Source organism: Psychrobacter sp. YP14 (assembly GCF_003209315.1).
Lineage (GTDB): Bacteria > Pseudomonadota > Gammaproteobacteria > Pseudomonadales > Moraxellaceae > Psychrobacter > Psychrobacter raelei.
Genome location: NZ_CP029789.1, coordinates 690493 through 709425 on the forward strand (window position 1 = coordinate 690493; position 18933 = coordinate 709425).

Annotated in this window: 17 protein-coding genes; 9 read left to right on the forward strand and 8 right to left on the reverse strand. The window is 43.2% G+C overall.

Translation table 11 applies throughout. The features are described 5' to 3' along the window. Position 1 precedes the first annotated feature (1 nt). From DLE54_RS02965 to DLE54_RS02980, 4 genes are all read left to right on the forward strand, one after another. On the forward strand, positions 2-814 hold the full coding sequence (locus DLE54_RS02965) for a thioesterase family protein (RefSeq protein WP_110816184.1): 813 nt from the start codon (positions 2-4) through the stop codon (positions 812-814). A gap of 233 nt (positions 815-1047) precedes the next feature. Next, entirely contained in the window at positions 1048-3009 is a 1962-nt protein-coding gene (htpG, locus tag DLE54_RS02970; RefSeq protein WP_227535459.1) for a molecular chaperone HtpG, read from the forward strand. A gap of 200 nt (positions 3010-3209) precedes the next feature. Further along, a complete protein-coding gene (gene pncB / locus DLE54_RS02975; RefSeq protein WP_110816185.1) occupies positions 3210-4433 on the forward strand; it encodes a nicotinate phosphoribosyltransferase in 1224 nt (407 codons plus the stop codon). Positions 4434-4684: 251 nt separating this feature from the next. Beyond that, positions 4685-6424, forward strand: a complete 1740-nt coding sequence (locus DLE54_RS02980; RefSeq protein WP_197708923.1) for an AMP-binding protein — start codon at positions 4685-4687, stop codon at positions 6422-6424. A 173-nt stretch (positions 6425-6597) separates the two neighbouring features. On the opposite strand, the gene DLE54_RS02985 is transcribed toward DLE54_RS02980, so the two are convergent. The 8 genes from DLE54_RS02985 to DLE54_RS03020 form a co-directional block, all read right to left on the reverse strand. Further along, on the reverse strand, positions 6598-7275 hold the full coding sequence (locus tag DLE54_RS02985) for a HupE/UreJ family protein (protein ID WP_110816187.1): 678 nt from the start codon (positions 7273-7275) through the stop codon (positions 6598-6600). A gap of 115 nt (positions 7276-7390) precedes the next feature. Continuing rightward, the gene (ureG, locus tag DLE54_RS02990; RefSeq protein WP_110816188.1) at positions 7391-8050 is read right to left on the reverse strand and encodes an urease accessory protein UreG; all 660 of its coding nucleotides are present in this window, start codon (positions 8048-8050) and stop codon (positions 7391-7393) included. A 97-nt stretch (positions 8051-8147) separates the two neighbouring features. Further along, entirely contained in the window at positions 8148-8993 is an 846-nt protein-coding gene (locus DLE54_RS02995; protein ID WP_110816189.1) for an urease accessory protein UreF, read from the reverse strand. Continuing rightward, positions 8986-9576: an urease accessory protein UreE gene (gene ureE, locus DLE54_RS03000; RefSeq protein ID WP_110816190.1), complete on the reverse strand. Its 591-nt coding sequence runs from the start codon at positions 9574-9576 to the stop codon at positions 8986-8988. Before ureE ends, DLE54_RS02995 begins: the two co-directional genes overlap by 8 nt. Positions 9577-9674: 98 nt before the next feature. After that, positions 9675-11900 carry an urease subunit alpha gene (gene ureC, locus DLE54_RS03005; protein WP_110816191.1) on the reverse strand — a complete coding sequence of 742 codons (2226 nt, stop codon included), beginning with the start codon at positions 11898-11900 and terminating at the stop codon, positions 9675-9677. A gap of 116 nt (positions 11901-12016) precedes the next feature. Continuing rightward, positions 12017-12319, reverse strand: coding sequence for an urease subunit gamma (gene ureA, locus DLE54_RS03010; protein WP_007394072.1), 303 nt, complete (start codon positions 12317-12319; stop codon positions 12017-12019). Between the two features lie 205 nt (positions 12320-12524). Continuing rightward, complete coding sequence (locus DLE54_RS03015) at positions 12525-13568, reverse strand: urease accessory protein UreD (protein WP_110816192.1); 1044 nt, start codon at positions 13566-13568, stop codon at positions 12525-12527. Positions 13569-13877: 309 nt separating this feature from the next. Further along, positions 13878-15515, reverse strand: a complete 1638-nt coding sequence (locus DLE54_RS03020; protein ID WP_227535461.1) for a purine-cytosine permease family protein — start codon at positions 15513-15515, stop codon at positions 13878-13880. Between the two features lie 425 nt (positions 15516-15940). On the opposite strand from DLE54_RS03020, the gene fghA reads away from it, so the two are divergent. The 5 genes from fghA (at position 15941) to DLE54_RS03045 (ending at position 18864) form a co-directional block, all read left to right on the forward strand. Next, positions 15941-16795 (forward strand): S-formylglutathione hydrolase, encoded by an 855-nt coding sequence (fghA, locus tag DLE54_RS03025; RefSeq protein ID WP_110816193.1) that lies wholly within the window; start codon positions 15941-15943, stop codon positions 16793-16795. Positions 16796-16874: 79 nt separating this feature from the next. Next, entirely contained in the window at positions 16875-17585 is a 711-nt protein-coding gene (rpe, locus tag DLE54_RS03030; RefSeq protein ID WP_110816195.1) for a ribulose-phosphate 3-epimerase, read from the forward strand. 69 nt (positions 17586-17654) lie between these two features. Next, complete coding sequence (locus tag DLE54_RS03035; RefSeq protein ID WP_110816196.1) at positions 17655-17993, forward strand: hypothetical protein; 339 nt, start codon at positions 17655-17657, stop codon at positions 17991-17993. A gap of 44 nt (positions 17994-18037) precedes the next feature. Then, the gene (locus tag DLE54_RS03040) at positions 18038-18349 is read left to right on the forward strand and encodes a hypothetical protein (protein WP_011959868.1); all 312 of its coding nucleotides are present in this window, start codon (positions 18038-18040) and stop codon (positions 18347-18349) included. A 188-nt stretch (positions 18350-18537) separates the two neighbouring features. After that, positions 18538-18864, forward strand: a complete 327-nt coding sequence (locus DLE54_RS03045; protein WP_110816197.1) for a hypothetical protein — start codon at positions 18538-18540, stop codon at positions 18862-18864. Positions 18865-18933: the final 69 nt, after the last annotated feature.

Genomic DNA, 18933 nt, shown 5'->3' on the forward strand with positions numbered 1-18933 from the left:
TATGACGTCATATTATCAGTGCATCAGCCGTGAACAGCAACAAGACGGCAGCTGCACAGCGCATTACCAACCTACCATCCATGCGCAAGGGGCATGGAATGAGCACGAGCAGCACATGGCTCCAGCCACCGGTATTTTGGCGCATGAGCTTGAGATTTTTGCGCCTCAGCCGCATCTGCGTATTGCGCGCATAAGCCTTGATATCTTGGGTTTAATTCCCTTACAAGCGTTTAGTATTACCACTCGCAGCATCCGCCCAGGCAAAACCATCGAGCTTATTGAGGCGGTGATGAGTAGTGGGGGTCGTGATTGTATTATCGCCAGAGCTTGGCGGCTGATTAGCCAAGACACCTCAAATATTGCCGGTCTTGAGGACCACGCACTGACAGCGTCACCAGAATCTTTACCCATTTGGCCAGGCATGAGTATTTGGCCAGGTGGGTTTATTGCCAGCACCACAGCGGTCTCAGATCCTGAGCGTCGTCCGGGCAAAGGTGTGGTCTGGTTGACCACCGCTTATGATATGGTCGAGGGCAAGGCCACAACCGACTTTGTGCGCTTAATGGGGCTGGTGGATACCGCCAATGGTGTGGTCCCTCGTAATGGCTTACAGCTTGCCGAAACCAAATTGGCTTTTCCCAATACCGACCTACAAATTCACATGCACCGCCTGCCTGAGGGCAAATGGTTGGGGATTGAGGCGGTGCAGCAATACGGTGCTGATGGCATTGGCTTAACCAGTGCAGTGTTGCATGATAAGCGGGGGCCTTTTGGTCGTAGTGAGCAGATCTTGACCTTGCGGCCCATGGTATAGTCAGCCAAGCCTGCATGGCTCAAAATGAGTTAAGAGTGACGCATAACGCCGATTTATTAAAAGTCGGCGTTTTTTTATGACGCATAATCACAAACCTAGCTTGAAAAAACAGCACCGTGCCCCTATTAGTTAGGTAACCCAAACGCCAGGTCGTAGCTTCAATAGAGGTATATGATAACGGGCGAGATAGCCAATAGGCATAAAAATAATTATGGACAATCCAAGAGGAACCCATGAGCGAAAATAAACACATGAGCGAAAATCAAAACGCCACTCAGCACGTTTTCGAAGCAGAAGTAGCACAGTTGCTGCATTTAGTGACTCACTCACTGTACTCAAACTCTGATATTTTTGTGCGTGAGTTGGTATCAAACGCATCCGATGCTTGTGACAAATTACGCTTTGAAGCCACCAGCGATGACAGTCTTTATGAAGATGATGGTGAGCTAAAAGTTCGCATCGATATTGATACCGAGGCTAAGACCATTACCTTTATCGACAATGGTATTGGTATGAATGAAGCGGACACAATTGAGAACTTGGGTACCATTGCCAAATCTGGTACCAAAGCATTCTTAGAGCAATTATCTGAATCACAAAAGCAAGATGGTCAATTAATTGGTCAATTTGGGGTTGGTTTTTACTCAGGCTTTATCGTTGCAGACACGATTACTGTTGAATCACGTAAAGCGGGTGAGCCTGCAGATCAAGGCGTACGCTGGGTATCTGACGGTACTGGTAAATTTACCACTGAGAGCATCACCAAAGACAGCCGCGGCACCTCTATCACGCTACATCTAAAAGATGAGTTCAGTGAAGGCGAAGACAACTATCTAGACCGCAACAAGCTAAAAGCTTTGGTCAATAAATACTCTGACCATATCAGCCTGCCAATTCAGATGCGTAAAGAGGTGTGGCAAGAGGAAGTGGCCGAGGAAGGTGAGGATGGCGATACACCCACTGACGGCGAAATGGTAGTGACTGACGAGTGGGAGACTATTAACAAGGCTAGTGCACTTTGGACCCGCTCAAGCTCTGAGATTGAAGACGAAGAGTATAACGAGTTTTATAAAAACATCAGCTACGACTTTGAAGATCCCTTAGCTTGGACTCACAACCGAGTTGAAGGCCGCGTGCAATACACACAGCTGCTGTATATTCCCAAAAAAGCCCCATTTGATTTATATGCCCGTGAGCAGCAGCATGGTCTAAAGCTGTATGTAAAACGCGTATTTATTATGGATGACGCAGAGCAGCTGCTACCTATGTATCTGCGCTTCGTGAAAGGGGTAATTGACTCTCAAGACCTACCACTGAACGTTAGCCGTGAGATTTTGCAAGAGTCTCGTGATGTTAAGTCTATTCGAGATGGTAACGCGCGCCGTGTGTTGACACTATTAGCAAGCCTTGCAAACAGTGAAGATAGCGATAAGCAACAGAAGTTCAAACAGTTCTACAGCGAGTTTGGCGATGTGATCAAAGAAGGTCTTGGTGAAGATATGAGTAACCAAGAGCGTATTGCTAAGCTGCTGCGTTATGCCACCACCACCACAGACGGTTTAGAGACTGGCTTTGAAGACTACAAAGCCCGCATGAAAGAGGGCCAAAAAGCCATCTATTATCTAACCGCTGAGAATTTAGCTGCGGCCAAAAACAGCCCACAATTAGAGCTGTTTAAGAAAAAAGGCATCGAAGTTATCTTGATGACCAGCCGCGTTGATGAGTGGGCAATGAACTTCTTAACTCAGTTTGATGGCACGCCACTACAAAACATTGCCAAAGGCGCTGTGGACTTAGGTGACTTGCAAGATGAGGCAGAAAAAGAAGAAGTCAAAAAAGCCGAAGAGAGCTTAAAGCCTGTGGTAGATAAGCTAAAAACTGCGCTGGGCTCACGTGCCAAAGATGTGCGTGTGTCAAATCGCTTGGTTGATAGTCCAGCGATTTTAGTCACCCCAGAGGGAGAGCTGTCACCACAAATGATTCAGATGCTCAAGCAAATGGGCCAAGAAGTGCCAGAGACTCAGCCTATCTTGGAGGTCAACCCCACCCATCCGCTGATTCAAAAGCTTGAATCAAGTGAGCAGTTTGATGACTTAGCGCAGGTTATCTTCGATCAGGCACTATTGGCGGAAGGGGGACAGTTAGAGGACCCATCGGCCTATCTAAAACGCATTAACGAGCTACTGCTTAAATAGCCTTAGAAAATAGCGTTAACCGTGTTGATAATAGTGTTTATAATGAAGAGGACTCAGTATAGCTGGGTCCTTTTTTTATGGAGAATGGGATGGCGGGGGTTAAATGACAATGCCAAATAGCATTAATGGGCCGAACAAGTCATAATATTACGATGAATAAGATTGTAAAGACTGGCTGATTTTAAATTTTGAGCGAAATTATGACAAAACCTATTACTCCAATAATCACCTCGTTGCTTGATAATGACTTGTACAAATTTACCATGCTACAAGCCATGCTACATCAGTTCCCACAAACCCATGGTGTGTACCGCTTTCGCTGCCGCAATTATCAAGACACCGCTTATCCGCTGGCGGATATTAAGCCGGCTCTAGAGGCTCAGCTTGATCACTTGTGTCAGCTAAGCTTTACCCAAGATGAGCTGGATTATCTGAGTGGCCTGCGCTTTATTAGAGCAGATTTTGTAGATTATCTGGAGCTATTTAAGCTAAAGCGTCGCCATATTCACGTGAGTATTGATGACAAGAACCGCTTAAATATCGATATCGAAGGCCCGATGATTCAGGCGATGTTCTTTGAAGTGTTCGTCTTGGCCATCGTCAATGAGCTGTATTATCAGCAGCTGACCACGCCTAAGATTATTGAAGAGGGAGAAAGACGTCTGCAGCAAAAAGTAGACTTGTTGCAACGTTACGCCGGCGAGCAAAGCCGCAGCATGCCGCCGTTTATCATCGCTGATTTTGGCACCCGTCGCCGTTTTAGCAAGGCCTGGCATACCCATGTGGTTGAAACCTTGCATAAAGCGGCACCGAGTATCGTACGCGGTACCTCTAATGTATATTTGGCCAAAAAATTAAAAATCACGCCGATTGGCACCATGGCGCACGAATTTATGCAGGCCTTCCAAGCGCTTGATGTGCGTTTGCGTGACTCACAAAAAGCAGCACTTGAGGCGTGGGTGCATGAGTATCGAGGCGACTTAGGTATTGCTTTAACCGATGTTGTGGGGATGGATGCCTTTTTACGTGATTTTGATCTGTACTTTGCCAAATTGTTTGATGGACTGCGTCATGATAGTGGCGACCCTTATGCGTGGGGCGATAAGGCAATTAACCATTACCGCCAGCTTAAGATTGATCCTAAGACCAAAGTACTTACCTTCAGTGACGGCCTGCATATTAAAAAAGCATGGCAGCTGCATGAGTATTTTAAAGAGCGTATTCAGACAAGCTTTGGTATCGGTACCAATTTGACCAATGACATGGGACTCACCCAGCTAAATATCGTATTAAAGCTGGTGGAATGTAATGGTCAGCCCGTGGCCAAGCTGTCTGATAGCCCAGGCAAAACCATGATCCACAATGACACCTACTTGGCCTATTTGCGTCAGGTATTTGATATAAAAGAAGAACAAGACCAATAAGCTATGCGCACCACTTTTAGCAAGCTTACGCGTTAAAGATAGGCACAAGCTTTAACACTTAACTTAGCGACAGGGCTCTTATGGGCCCTTTTTTTATGTCAAATAGCACTTTTATTATTTTAAAAGTTATGAGTATAATGAGATTACTGGTTTCGTTTTACTAAACTATTGTTTAGCTTAAATGATGCTTAGCGCAGCCAGTATTATTAACAAGGACGTTAATAGCGATGGACTATCACAAGGATGAGACTATGTTTAGACAGTTATTAGAGCAGCGTTTTCCTAATGCAGGCTCACGCCATGCACCACTTCAGATGAGCCATGATATTGGCGCCACTGATACCCCGCTGATTGAATCTACCATTGGCGATTACTTTGACTCTGTGGCCAATCAGACGCCAGACAAAGAAGCCTTGGTATCTTGCCATCAACATATTCGGCTCACCTACCAGCAGCTGCAACAAAAATCGAATCAATTGGCCAGCAGCATGATAAGGATGGGATTGCAAAAAGGGGACCGCGTAGGCATCTGGTCGCACAACAATGCCGAATGGTTGCTAATGCAATTGGCCACGGCCAAATCGGGCATCATTTTGGTGAATATCAATCCTGCCTACCGTATATCGGAGCTTGAGTACGCGCTAAATAAAGTGGATTGTAAAGTTTTGGTATTTATGCGTCATTTCAAGACCAGCGATTATGTGCAGATGGTGCAACAAATGGCACCGGAGATGTGTCATCAAAGCTATGAGTGCTTAGCGCTCAATACATTGCCCAATCTAAAGCGCTTAATTTGGATAGATGCCCCAAATAGCGATGAAAGCTTTGGATTTATGCAAAAATTCTCTGATTGGTTGGCTGAAGGCGATGCAGATGATCCCAAGCTTACCGAGCGTCAAAATCAGCTAAACGCCAATGACGCGATCAACATTCAGTTTACCAGTGGCACGACAGGTACGCCCAAAGGGGCCACACTGACCCACAGGAATCTGCTTAATAATGCCTATCATCTGGGCGAAACCTTGTGTTTAACCGCTGAAGATAAGCTGTGCTTGCCACTGCCGCTGTATCACTGCTTTGCGATGGTACTGGGTAATCTAACGATGTTATCGCATGGCGCCACCTTGGTGTATCCTAGCAGCAGCTTTGACCCATTAAGTGTGTTGCAGGCTATTAATGAGGAAAAATGTACCGTGCTGCATGCCGTGCCCAGTATGTTTTTAGCCATCTTAAATCATCCTGATTTTGCCCGCTTTGATTTAAGCAGCCTTCGTACTGGTGTATCTGGTGGGGCAAGCTGCCCACGAGAGCTTATGCAGCGTATTATCAAACAGATGCATATGAGTGAGTTGACCATTGCCTATGGTATGACCGAGACCAGTCCTAAAGCCACCCAGACCTTGCCAACCACGGAGTTTGAAAAGCGCATTGCTACTGTGGGGGTGGTGCAGCCGCATCTTGAGGTAAAAGTGGTGGATCCACTCAATGGCCAAACCTTGCCGATAGGAGAGGTGGGGGAGATTTTGACCAAAGGCTATGCGGTGATGCAAGGCTACTGGAATGACCCAGTGAAAACTGCCGAGGCCATAGTTGATGGCTGGATGCATACCGGGGATTTAGGCAGTATGGATGAGCACGGCTATATCACGGTGGTGGGACGCAGTAAAGATATGATTATTCGAGGTGGGGAAAATATTTATCCCATTGAAGTGGAGAACTTCTTATACCGTCATCCTAAGATTGCCGATGTGCAAATCGTGGGTGTTCCGGATGCTCATTATGGTGAGGTACTGGCGGCTTGGATTATTCCTAAAGCAGGCGAAACCCTCACTGAGCAAGAAGTACGAGATTTTTGTTATAACCAAATTGCTCACTTTAAGATTCCCACCTACATTCGGTTTGTTGAGCAGTACCCGATGACAGTCACCGGTAAAATTCAGAAGTTTAAAATTGTGGAGATGATGAAAGAAGAGTTGGACGTAGTAGCATAGGCCTAATTTTATGATTAATCTTTAATACGCAGTATATTCTCCTCGCTATTATAAAGCCCAGCCTGAATTTTCAGACTGGGCTTTGTATTTGGTTTCAACTAAGCGATATATGAATGATACATTTTCTATAAAACAATTCACCTTTGTCAAACGTGCTACTAATAAATGTGCTGCTAACTAAATAATACAGCGCACAAGCCGACGACAGCTAAAAGGCGCTGAACAATCAAACTGTTTTGAACGTGTGTGCTTAGGTATTTAGCAATAACATTACCTACCGAATAAAGAGCAATCATGCTGACAATCATACCAATAAAGAAACCAGTGGTTATACTGTTCGCAGGAACTTCTAGAGCATGTGCGGCGCCATGGAACATGGCTAAAGCACCAAAACCCATAATAGCTAAGTTATAGCTCTTATTAACGGAAGTACTAGAGCTCTCAGTTAAGACGGGATTAAAGTGACGGCTCATAAGCGCGGCAGTCAGCAGTATAATCGATAAAATGATACCTCCCTCAATATAGAGGTTATTTAAATTAAAACTCAAACTAAGTGCGAAGCCTGCTATTAAACCGATAGACAATGACACCAGTCCTTTTTTAAAGCGGTTCATTTGAGTGAATAGTACACCCATGCCCAACGCTAACATTAAATGATCAAGGCCAGTCAATGGATGCATTAAACCTGATAATACAGAAGATAAAAAAGATCCCTGTGAAGTTAAAATATCATGGCCAGGATGTGCGAAAGCCAGTGTCGGTAATAAAGTGAATAAGGTTATTAAACTAAAAGTTGCAGTTTTATTAGCGGTAGCAGGTAGTCTAATTAATGGTAATTTATTTATAGTCATTATAAATTCCTTAAAAATAGGAGTAAGTCGATTTTTTCACTATTAGATTTCCTGATTATCCTGTTCGGTTATCCAATAGTGAGATATAAAAATATGAGTACGGCTACTAACAGCTTTATACAGTACCGAGCATGCCTTTGTCTTTAATAAAGGCAACAATTTCATCCAAGCCTTCACCCGTTTTCATGTTGCTAAAGACCACGGGCTTTTCGCCACGCATTTTTTTTGCATCACGAGCCATAACTTCCAACGAGGCCCCTACTAAAGGCGCTAAATCTGTCTTATTGATAATAAGCAAGTCAGATTTCATAATACCTGGCCCACCTTTGCGTGGTATTTTATCGCCAGCCGAAACATCAATAACGTATAGGGTTAAATCAGAAAGCTCTGGACTAAAGGTGGCCGCTAAGTTATCACCACCTGATTCAATAATAATGAGTTCTAAGCCTGGAAACTGGCTTTGTAATTCAGCAATAGCAGACAGATTAATAGATGCATCTTCACGTATCGCTGTATGAGGACAGCCTCCCGTTTCGACCCCACGAATGCGTTCTGCAGGCATGGCATTATTGCGGGTCAAAAACTCTGAGTCTTCTTTGGTATAAATGTCATTGGTTACCACGGCCATATTTAACTCATCACGTAAACTTTGACAAAGTCTTAGCGTTAATGCTGTTTTGCCAGAGCCAACTGGTCCACCAATGCCAAGACGTAGTGGGGATAGTGCGGTAGGGTTTTGACTCTTTGAGTGTTGAGTTTTGGGAGTAAGTGCCATGAATAATTCCTTAATTTAATTTTAATAGATGTTTTTTTAAAACAGCTAGTTTTAAGAGAGTTGTTTTTAAGATAACTATCTTTCGATATAGCGACGACTATGACCGAAATAATCGACTATATTGTCGTTCGTGCTGACTAGACAGCTTTGCCAAATAAGGCAAATTGGCTGACATATTCAGCTGTTTACAAAAAAAGCTTATAGAACGCTGATTTTTATTAAAACTACTGCATGGTTCTAGCTGCGGTGTCTGATTTAGATAAAACTGATAGACCTCACTGACCTGAGTCGCTATCGTATTGCTGTAATTTTCTAGTTGATTCTGCAGTTGCCAAATAATGCGCTGTCCTACCATTTGTCCAAGAGGTACCGTTTTAACCGCAGCCAGTACCATGTTTTCAATTTGACCAAAAGCATAAGTGGTCATGGCTTGCTTTGGGCTAATCTGCCAATGAGCACAGATATTAGCAAAAAGTGGTAGGAACCCGTGTCTAAGTAGCTCGTCTGGTACATTTAAATCTAAAACTTCATCAAGCCAAGCAGAAAGAGAAATGGCTAACTGGCTAGACTCAAAGACAAACTCTTTACTCTCGCGGCTAGCGTGATAGTCAGCCGCCAGTGCTTGTGCTAAAGGTTCATTATCATTAGTAAGTGCAGTAACCATCAGTGCCAAAGTTGGCAATTCATAACCTGTCAAAGCCAACTGCAGATAATCACTCATAAATTCCAAAGTACTGCTCTCGTCATAAATTAGTCCTGCTTCAATAGCAGGTTCAATGCCCTGAGAGTAAGTATAACTACCGATCGGTAGATTACTCGATGCGAGCATCAATAAACGACCCGTGACATCAATGGGTTGAGCAGGGCTATCTATAATAGTCTGACTCTCTTTAGGCTGATCGGCTGTTAAAGCCGCTGGCATGTTAGCAGTCGTCTCAGTCATGTGAGTGGCTATGTCCGGCATTATGGCTATGGTGATGTTCATGGTCATGTGCGTGTACATGAGGATGACTATGCTCAGTGCTATGATTATGTTCAATGCCATGACTATGACTGTGCGCATGCCCCCCTTTATAGGCACCCGTCTCAGGTTCGAAAGGTGCTTGAACCTGCCTTGTATGCAGTCCGAGATTTTGTAGCATTGATTCCAACACATGATCCGGTTCGAAGTACAAAGCGTCAGGAGTAATCATAAGTGGCACATGACGATTACCTAAGTGATAAGCACCTTTCATGAGGTTGAAACTATCCTCTGCAGTGACACAAATCAACGTCTGATCGGCAGCTATTACTTGGATTAGATCGCCTTGTTGATTGGATAATACGCTGCCACTTTTTAAGGTTTCTGTACGAGGTAAATCAATACCTAGCGACTCTTGACGTTCATTATTCGCCTTGAATCGACTACGCTGTCGAGTGTCAAGATCTAAACAAAGATAGTTTTTATCCTGTATTTGAGTTTCAAGACGTGCCATTTGTTCTGCTGTTAGGTCACTGGTACTAAGACGTTGGGTATATATTTTCATAATTATCTGTAGGCCGCTATATGGGTTGAGTCGATCAATATAACTTGTAGATCACGGTCTACAAGTTATTGATTGAACAAGATTAAAAATGCTTATGACTAGAAGAGAAAGTAGCGCTGAGCCATAGGCAACTGGTCCGATGGTTCACACGTTAACAGTTCGCCGTCTGCATGAACTTCATAAGTTTCAGGATTAATTTCCATTTTTGGACAATGGCTGTTTAATTTCATGTCGCTTTTACGTACTTTTCGAATATTGTGTACAGGCTGAATCATTTTATGAAGTTCTAACTGTTCTGCGACGCCTTTATCTATAGCAGATTGAGATAAAAAGGTAATACAAGTTTGGGCGACTGCTTTTGGTGAGCTAGCAAACATGCTGCGGTAATGAACTGGCTGAGGCGTAGGGATAGAGCCATTTATGTCCCCCATTGGCGCCGCTGCAATAAGCCCGCCTTTGAGGATACAGTCTGGTTTAACGCCAAAGAAAGCAGGGGACCATAAAATTAAGTCAGCCCACTTTCCAATTTCGATTGAGCCAACAATATCGCTGATACCATGAGTAATAGCAGGGTTAATCGTGTATTTAGCAATATATCTTTTGATTCGGAAGTTATCATTATCTTGATCAAAATCAGTTTCGCTAAGTTTAAGATGACCGGCATCTTGCTCGTCTTTAGCAGATGTATCTGGCATAAGATGACCGCGCTGAGCTTTCATCTTATTGGCGGTCTGCCAAGTACGAATAATGACTTCTCCCACACGTCCCATTGCCTGCGAGTCACTACTCATCATGGAGATAGCGCCTGTGTCGTGCAAAATATCTTCGGCAGCAATGGTCTCTTTACGAATACGACTTTCAGCAAAAGACACATCTTCAGCAATGGCAGGACTCAGATGATGACAGACCATCAGCATATCAAGATGCTCATCGATGGTATTTACCGTAAAGGGACGCGTAGGGTTGGTAGAGGAGGGTAGAACGTGCGATTGACCAATGGCTTTTAAGATGTCGGGTGCATGACCACCACCTGCGCCTTCAGTATGGAAAGTATGGATACAGCGTTCTTTAAAAGCGCCCAATGTACTTTCTAAATAGCCGCTTTCGTTTAAGGTATCAGTATGAATGGCAACTTGTACATCATAGTCATCGGCTATGCTTAAGCAGTTATCAATGGCTTGTGGCGTCGTACCCCAGTCTTCATGAAGCTTTAAGCCGACGGCACCTGCTTCTATTTGTTCAACAATTGGTTGCGGTAAGCTGACATTTCCTTTGCCCAAGAGTCCAATATTCATCGGTAGACTATCGGTCGCTTTTAACATACTTTGAATATGATAAGGCCCTGGCGTACAGGTAGTGGCTAAGGTACCTTGAGCGGGTCCTGTACCACCACCAAACATAGTGGTGACCCCTGACATTAGGGCAGTCTCACACTGTTGAGGTGCAATAAAATGAATATGGGTATCGATACCGCCAGCGGTCAAGATTTTACCTTCACCGGCTATAATTTCAGTCGCAGCACCAATTGGTAGGGTAACTCCGGGTTGGATATCTGGATTTCCCGCCTTACCAATGCCTCTGATACGTCCGTCTTTAATAGCAACATCAGCTTTATAGATACCCGTATAATCAACAATAAGTGCATTAGTAATAATCGTATCTGGCACCTCATTAGCTAACAGTTGCGACTGTCCCATGCCATCACGGATAACCTTACCGCCCCCAAATTTGACCTCTTCACCGATACTGACATTAGCGAAAGACTGGAGGTTAGATTCTGAGGATTTCAAACTATCGTCTTCACTACCACTAATTAAGATAGAGTCAACATTGGAGTCTAATGAATGAGTTTTATCAGTATCGATATCATGATCAATCTGACTGGTTAAATCGTATTCAACTTCAAGCCAAAGGTTGGTATCGGCTAATCTTACTTTATCTCCCGTTGTGGGGCCAAAATGCTCAGCATGGATACGGCGGTCGATAAGTTTTTGGGAGGTACTTCCCGTTCTCTTAATGTCTACAGGCCCCATAACACGTCCTGCAAAGCCATAAACTTCTCTTTTACCGGCGATAGCGACTAATTCAACTTCACGAGCCTGACCTGGCTCAAACCTTACAGCAGTACCCGATAATATATTTAAACGATAGCCCCTGGTTGCTTCTCTATCAAAGCTTAATGCATCGTTAACTTCATAAAAATGATAGTGAGATCCTATTTGAATAGGACGGTCACCCGTATTGACAACTTCTATGGTTTGCACGCTGCGGCCTGCGTTTAAAGTCATTTCTCCGGCTTTTATTTTATATTCGCCTGCTTTCATAGTGTTCCTTAGTTTTTATTTTATGCAGTCTTTAGGGGTCTGGAATGAGATTAATATGCTGCTACAACTTTAGGTCTTTGATATCAGAAAATAGAATTAATGACACAATAGACCCGCTATACGATGGGATTGTGCACGGTTACAAGCTTAGTCCCATCAGGAAAAGTAGCTTCAATTTGTACGTCCTGTATCATATCCGGAACACCTTCCATTACATCATCAGCAGTAAGATAGGTTGTGCCTTCACTCATTAGCTGCGCCACGCTTTTACCGTCACGAGCGCCTTCCATAAGTAGCATGCTGATGTAGGCGATAGACTCAGGGTAATTAAGTTTAACCCCACGATTTTTACGGCGTTCTGCAACCATGCCAGCAGTAAATAGCATTAATTTATCTTTTTCAGTCGGGTTTAATTGCATGGAATATCCTTACTATTTATAAGTTGGTAAAGTTATATAAGAAACTCATATCTATGGACCAAAAAACCTGTATAAGAAACTTATAATTAAGTAGACGAATTTTTAATTTTTAAAAACTGTGTCACTTTAAAAAGTATTAAGTCGTTGAAGAAAGAGCTTTAAAGCAAACAGAGGTTAGTTAAAGATTAGGTGAATTAAAGGCCAACTAAGTGTCCCAAATTCTTGGGCGATGAGGCTGCAATTGATACCATTTTTCTCTCAATAGTTCACGAACCTCATAAAATGCTTCAAAACAAGCCCGTACATCTCCGCCTATATATCGGCAGTTAATCGCTTGATAGTTATGAGTACTTTCAATAGGCAAATTATGTTGATCTATTAACTCACGTAATTCAGTGATGGTCTCATCTAAAAACTGTCCCAACTTCAAAGGGTTACTTTGTGCCTCGCTATCTAATACATCTACGCTAGGTACTGCCCAAAATGATCCATGCACATGTTGTTTGTTTAGTCCAAGCGGTGACTGAAACCAACGAGAATTTGCAACTTGATGGGTATGTTCGCTAACTAATAGCTGGCCGTCTCTCCATATTTGCAAACGATTGTTATATTGACCATTAGCAAAGGTCTCGTTATAAGCTTGGCGACCAAAAACAGCGATATCCCAAGTCATTAAACTGGCTGTGGGCGCTAAATCAAAATGGCTACAGGCATTTGACACCGAATAATCAAAGTAAATACTTTCTTGAGGTAACCATTCTAGAGTAGCATTATCAGCCAGTTGTACTCGGATGTTTTGTTCTGCTTTCGGCTTGGATTTGATAGGGTTAGAGAGGGATTGTTGACTTTGTAACTGAGATTGTGGTGAGTTAGTAGATCTTAGTGATTCACGTTGTCCATACCATTTACCTGCCCCTGGGGTGGTAATAACGGCATAACTATAAGGTTTCAAATCGAAAGTCATGGCCAATTTATCACCATCAGCGATTCCTGCGGGAGGATATAGCACATAAATGTGGCAAATGCCGGATTGGGATATTCGTTTTTTAGGTGATGTGTAGATTGTCTGATGGGGATTTAAGGAAGAGGTTTGATCAGGGGAGGGGCATTCAATATCTGTCTTTTCAGGTTCAGGGTACAAGGGGCGTTGTACCATTAATGCGCCTTCATGTAAGCGGTGGCATAACCGAGTTTTTTGGGAACTGACACGATAGTCAAAGCTAAGTTCTAATGAGGATTGCCAAGTCAAAGTAAAGTTCCTAAAAGAAGATAATCTTTATGGTAGGGAGTGTCATTATAGATGAGTTACATAATAGGGTGAGACAGTTTATATTTTTTGTTTTGTTAATTAATCTTGTTACTAGGTTTTAGGTATTGATTAACTTGTGGTCAACTGCTTATAGACAACTATATGTTTCTTAGTCAATTGTCTGCCCATTAATCTAAATATTTTTTTAGTGCAAACAAATAAATACCCATTGTGAGCAATCATAATAGATATTTATTTGTTTTCATTGACATATTTTAATGATTAACACTTGCTGTCTTTAAACTTTATTTAAGCGCTTTTTTCCAACGTTTTGCAAAGTGAGCAAACGATGCCATTGTGTTGAGTTGAATGTAATACATCAGGGCGTTCATATTGCTGTTCACATTCTACGCAATGATACAAAGTAGCCACTGGTGTACCTTCCATATCGAAACGTGATTCTTCAATGCCATCGTCATTTTGTTTTAGATAGTATTTACCCTTAGTAATAATAGCCATTAAAGGGGTCAGTACAAAGCCGACTACCAAAGCGATAATAGGAGAGTATGGTGCTAGGAAATCGCCTAGAACCCCAAAGAATGCCAAGATAGATAGGCCTGCTGCTACACCAAATGCCACCAAACCAACTGGGTTAAAATCATATAACATACCGCGGCGGAATTCAGGCTCTTTCGGAGACAGTCCAAGTACATACTTATTGATCGCAATATCAGTTGAGACCACCACAATCCAAGCAATCGCGAAGTTAGAATAGAAGCCTAGGATTTTACCTAGAGCTGAGAACATATCCATTTCCATTAATAACAAGGCGATAGACACGTTGAAAATAACGAAGATAATGCGACCTGGATAGTGTTTGGTTACTCGAGCATAGGCACTGGTCCAAGACAATGACCCAGAGTAAGCATTGGTAACGTTGATTTTAATTTGTGAAATAACCACTAAAATAACGGCCAAAGCAATGGCAAATCCACCAGGAATGATATTTTGGAATACTGATGTAAACTGCTGTACCGGCTCAGTAATGACATTGTCGGGTAGCATATTGGCCATTAAATAGAAGGCCAAGAAAGCACCTGTAACTTGTTTGATGGCGCCTAACACCACCCAACCTGGTCCTGCTGACAGCATGGCAACCCACCAAGACACTTTGTTTTCTTCCGTCTTAGCAGGCATGAAACGTAGATAGTCAATCTGCTCACCGATTTGCATAATCAGTGCCAAACAGACGCCTGCACCTAGCATAACCGCAGACATATCGAGACCTGTATAGTCGCCATTACCGGAGAATGCGGCCCAGTCATTGACCATACTTGGGTTTTGGAATACTAAGTAGGCTACGGGGCCGACCATTAGAAATAGCCATAGTGGGGTCGTCCAGACTTGTAATTTACTAAGTGCCTTCATACCAAAGACAACCAGAGGGATTACCATGACACTAGATAGAAGATATCCTAACCATAATGGTACCCCGAGCCCCATTTTAAGACCTTGCGCCATAATAGCGCCTTCCAATGCGAAGAAAATAAAGGTAAAACTGGCAAAAATGATACTGGTGATTACTGTTCCATAGTAGCCAAAACCTGCACCTCGCGAGATTAAATCCAAGTCAATATTATAGCGAGCCGCATAGTAAGAGACCGGAATACCGGTTAAAAAGATAACCACTGCGGCCAACAGAATGGCCACAACTGCATTGGTTGTACCATAGGCCAAGCCAATACTGGCACCAATGGAAAAGTCAGCCAAATAAGCGATGCCGCCAAGTGCGGTAATGGCCACCACACCAGGGGTCCATTTACGAAAGCTATGTGGGGCATAACGTAAAGTATAATCTTCTAAGGTTTCGTTAACGGCAGAATTCGCAGGTTCAGCTGGGTTTAATGGCGCGTCATTAATAATTGGAGCGGTATCTTTAGGGTTCATAGTACACACCTTATGGCTCGATTGAATGATAACTTAAACCTAGAGAAACTAACGAATATGTTGGCTTTAAGATTGGCTAGGTTTAAGAATAAAAACAAAGGGTTAACGGGTTAACTTATTAAAAAAGTTGCAAATTGTGTACCACGTTAAAAATAAGACAATCGCTATTATTTGCACCTAATTAAGGCACGAATGCGCCATAGTGGACGATATATCGCCATACTGCGGATACAATTAAGGAAACCTATACCTTTACGAGGGCTTACTTTTAAAAGTAGAGTGCTATGTTAGAATCACTATATAAATTGATAGATAAAAATTTCATTCTCATTTTGGCCCACGCCAAGTCAAATCATCGGGTTTAAAAGGTGTTCTATAAACCTGTACTATTTATAAGTCATCTTGTTTAAAAAAGGATGTTTCATATGTCAGCGTTAACATTACAAACTAAAAACCGTTGTTTTAATGGTGAGCAGCGTTATTACTCGCATCAATCCTCTGTGACCAATACAGAGATGAGCTTTAGTATTTATTTGCCCGATGAGGCATTGGCCGGCCAAACTTGCCCGGCGTTATTGTACTTATCCGGCTTGACCTGTAGCCCAGACAACGTCACTCATAAAGCACACTTTCAACAAGAATGTAGCGAGCTTGGCATGATCTTTATAGCGCCAGACACTTCACCTAAAGGCGAATCTGTGCCCAATGATGAGCGCTATTTTGTCGGTCAGGGGGCAAGCTATTATGTGAATGCGACTGAAGATAAGTGGTCGAAGCATTTTAATATGCACAGTTATATTATTGACGAGTTTTATGAGCTGATTCGTAGCCAGTTTGCTATTAGCAGTGTGGGTATCACCGGTCACTCTATGGGTGGGCATGGCGCGCTGATGTTTGGCTTTAAATACCCCAGCAAGTTCATCAGTGTGTCTGCCATAGCGCCTGTTTGTGTTGCCAGTGAGTCTGATTGGGGGCGCGCCGCCTTTAGCGAGTACTTTGGTGCTGAGTCAGAGCAGACATGGGCACAGTTTGATGCGGTAAATATCGTTGAAAAAGCAGGCAAACAGTATCCGTTTATTTTAGTTGATCAAGGCGCAGCAGATGACTTCTATGTAGATGGCTACTTGCGCCCAGAGGCTTTGCAAAAAGTGTGTCAGCAGGTTGAGCAGCCATTGACCTTGCGCTACCATGCCGGCTTTGACCACAGCTACTATTTTATCCAAAGCATCATTAATGACCACATTGAACATCATTATAACGCCGCATTAACTGCCATATAATTGGTATAATAGCTGGGTTTAATGGCCATTAAGCCCAGCGACATTTCTTTTATTCTCCTCCAATTCTTAGAGAAACAGTATGAGCAGCACCCAATCAGCAGCTACCCCACGTGAGTATCTAATAGCCCCCTCCATTCTTTCTGCAGATTTTGCCCGCTTGGGTGAAGAGGTAGAGACGGTATTGCAAGCTGGGGCCGATGTGATTCACTTTGATGTGATGGACAATCATTATGTGCCAAACCTCACCTTCGGCAGCATGATTTGTAAAGCACTGCGTGATTACGGCATCGACGCGCCCATCGATGTGCATTTAATGGTATCACCGGTTGACAGTATGATTGAGCAGTTCTTAGAGGCCGGTGCCAGTATCATCACCTTCCACCCTGAAGCAAGCAATCACATCGACCGCTCATTACAAATGATCAAAGATGGCGGTGCAAAATGTGGTTTGGTATTAAACCCGGCCACGCCGCTGCATTATCTAGATTATGTGATGGATAAAGTGGATCAAATCTTATTGATGAGCGTCAACCCAGGTTTTGGTGGTCAGTCTTTTATTGACGGTACGTTAGACAAGATCAAACAAGTGCGTCAGCGTATCGATGCCAGCGGTCGCGACATTCGTCTAGAAGTAGATGGCGGCGTAAAAGCCAATAACATTAGAGCCATTGCTGAAGCGGGCGCTGATATGTTTGTGGCAGGCTCAGCCATTTTTAATCAGCCAGACTATAAACAGGCCATTGATGAGATGCGCCATGAGCTAAGTCTAGTGGGTGCCCATCAAGCCTAGTTTTTATCAAATTAGCTCAAGGATTTGATTTAATCTTTGGTAAATGGGTCATAAGCGAGGACAGATAAGATGACAAATAATGAGTTGATAGATAAAGTGGCAACGCAGCAGACCTCGCCCGGCTTGGTGCCTAAGGGATTTACCATAGGGCTGGCAGTTTTTTCGTTGATTTTGAGCGTATCAGGCTATGTATTTCGAGCCTTAGTGGGTGACCCCATAGGCGAAATCTTGCGCCACGCCGCCCTATTGGTGCCCACTTTTGTTCTGGTAATTCCGCTAGGCTTTTGGGTGGGGTCATTGATTATGAATAAAGTCAAGGGGATGCACATTCAAAGACGCAATGCATTAACCTTAGGTTGGCTAATCTCTTGTGTCACTTTACTATGGTTGATGGGCACTTATAGCTAATCAAATCCCCCTCTAACAAAACTGGCGTTAATAAAGGAATCCTCTTGTCAATTTTTGATCGCAATTCATTTTATTACCCTTATCCAGAAACCATTCCTAAGGGGCTTATTAAAGCCCTGATTATAGGCTGTATGCTGCTAGGATTATCGGGTCTGCGCCATGCACCAGGCTGGCAGGGCTGGCTTGCGGTGTTTGAGAACTGGCTGGTAATGTTAATTATTTTCCCCACTGCCACAGCAGTGGTTGCCCTGCCTTTTAAATACCGCGATCCAAGTTTTGAGCTAAAAAATGCCTATTACTTAGGTATGTTTGTATCTTTTTTGTTCTATTTGGCCAAGCTGCGTTATTGGCGATAGCTTATCTGCTGCATATTATACCGGCCTATAGTCGGCTGAATAATGGCGATCTTAGGCTGTTAGAGTATGGCTGATGAGTGCTCAAACCTAGCTTATGAGTGATATGTTGCAACAAATACCCCTTGAAATTTGTTCCATTAGCGTCCATTGTTAATAGATACACATATGCTATAAGAGGGAGATAGGGCATGGTATTTGATTTTGAAAAAGACAACTTAGAAGTTGAAATTGACGCTGAGACAGGCAAACGTAGCACCCGTAGAGGATTTGCTCAAGAGACCATCTTAGAGTTGGTGGAAAACGAGAAGGGTCAAATCGTCCTACGTGATTCTGCAGACGCTGAGGATCCTTTGGTCACTATCGCATTTTCTGACAAAGTAAAAGAAATGCTAGAGGGTGAAGCGCAGTTTATTGGTCATAAGATGATTCATGCTGCCATTCAGGCTGTGATGCAAAAGCAGGTCAGTCAGTGGCATGCCAACGTCTATGATGAAGAGCCTAAACACTACAGCTAAGATTTGCCTATTTTATATTTGTCTAATTTGATACAGCTTTTAAAGTGATAACTGATGAACCAAAAAAAG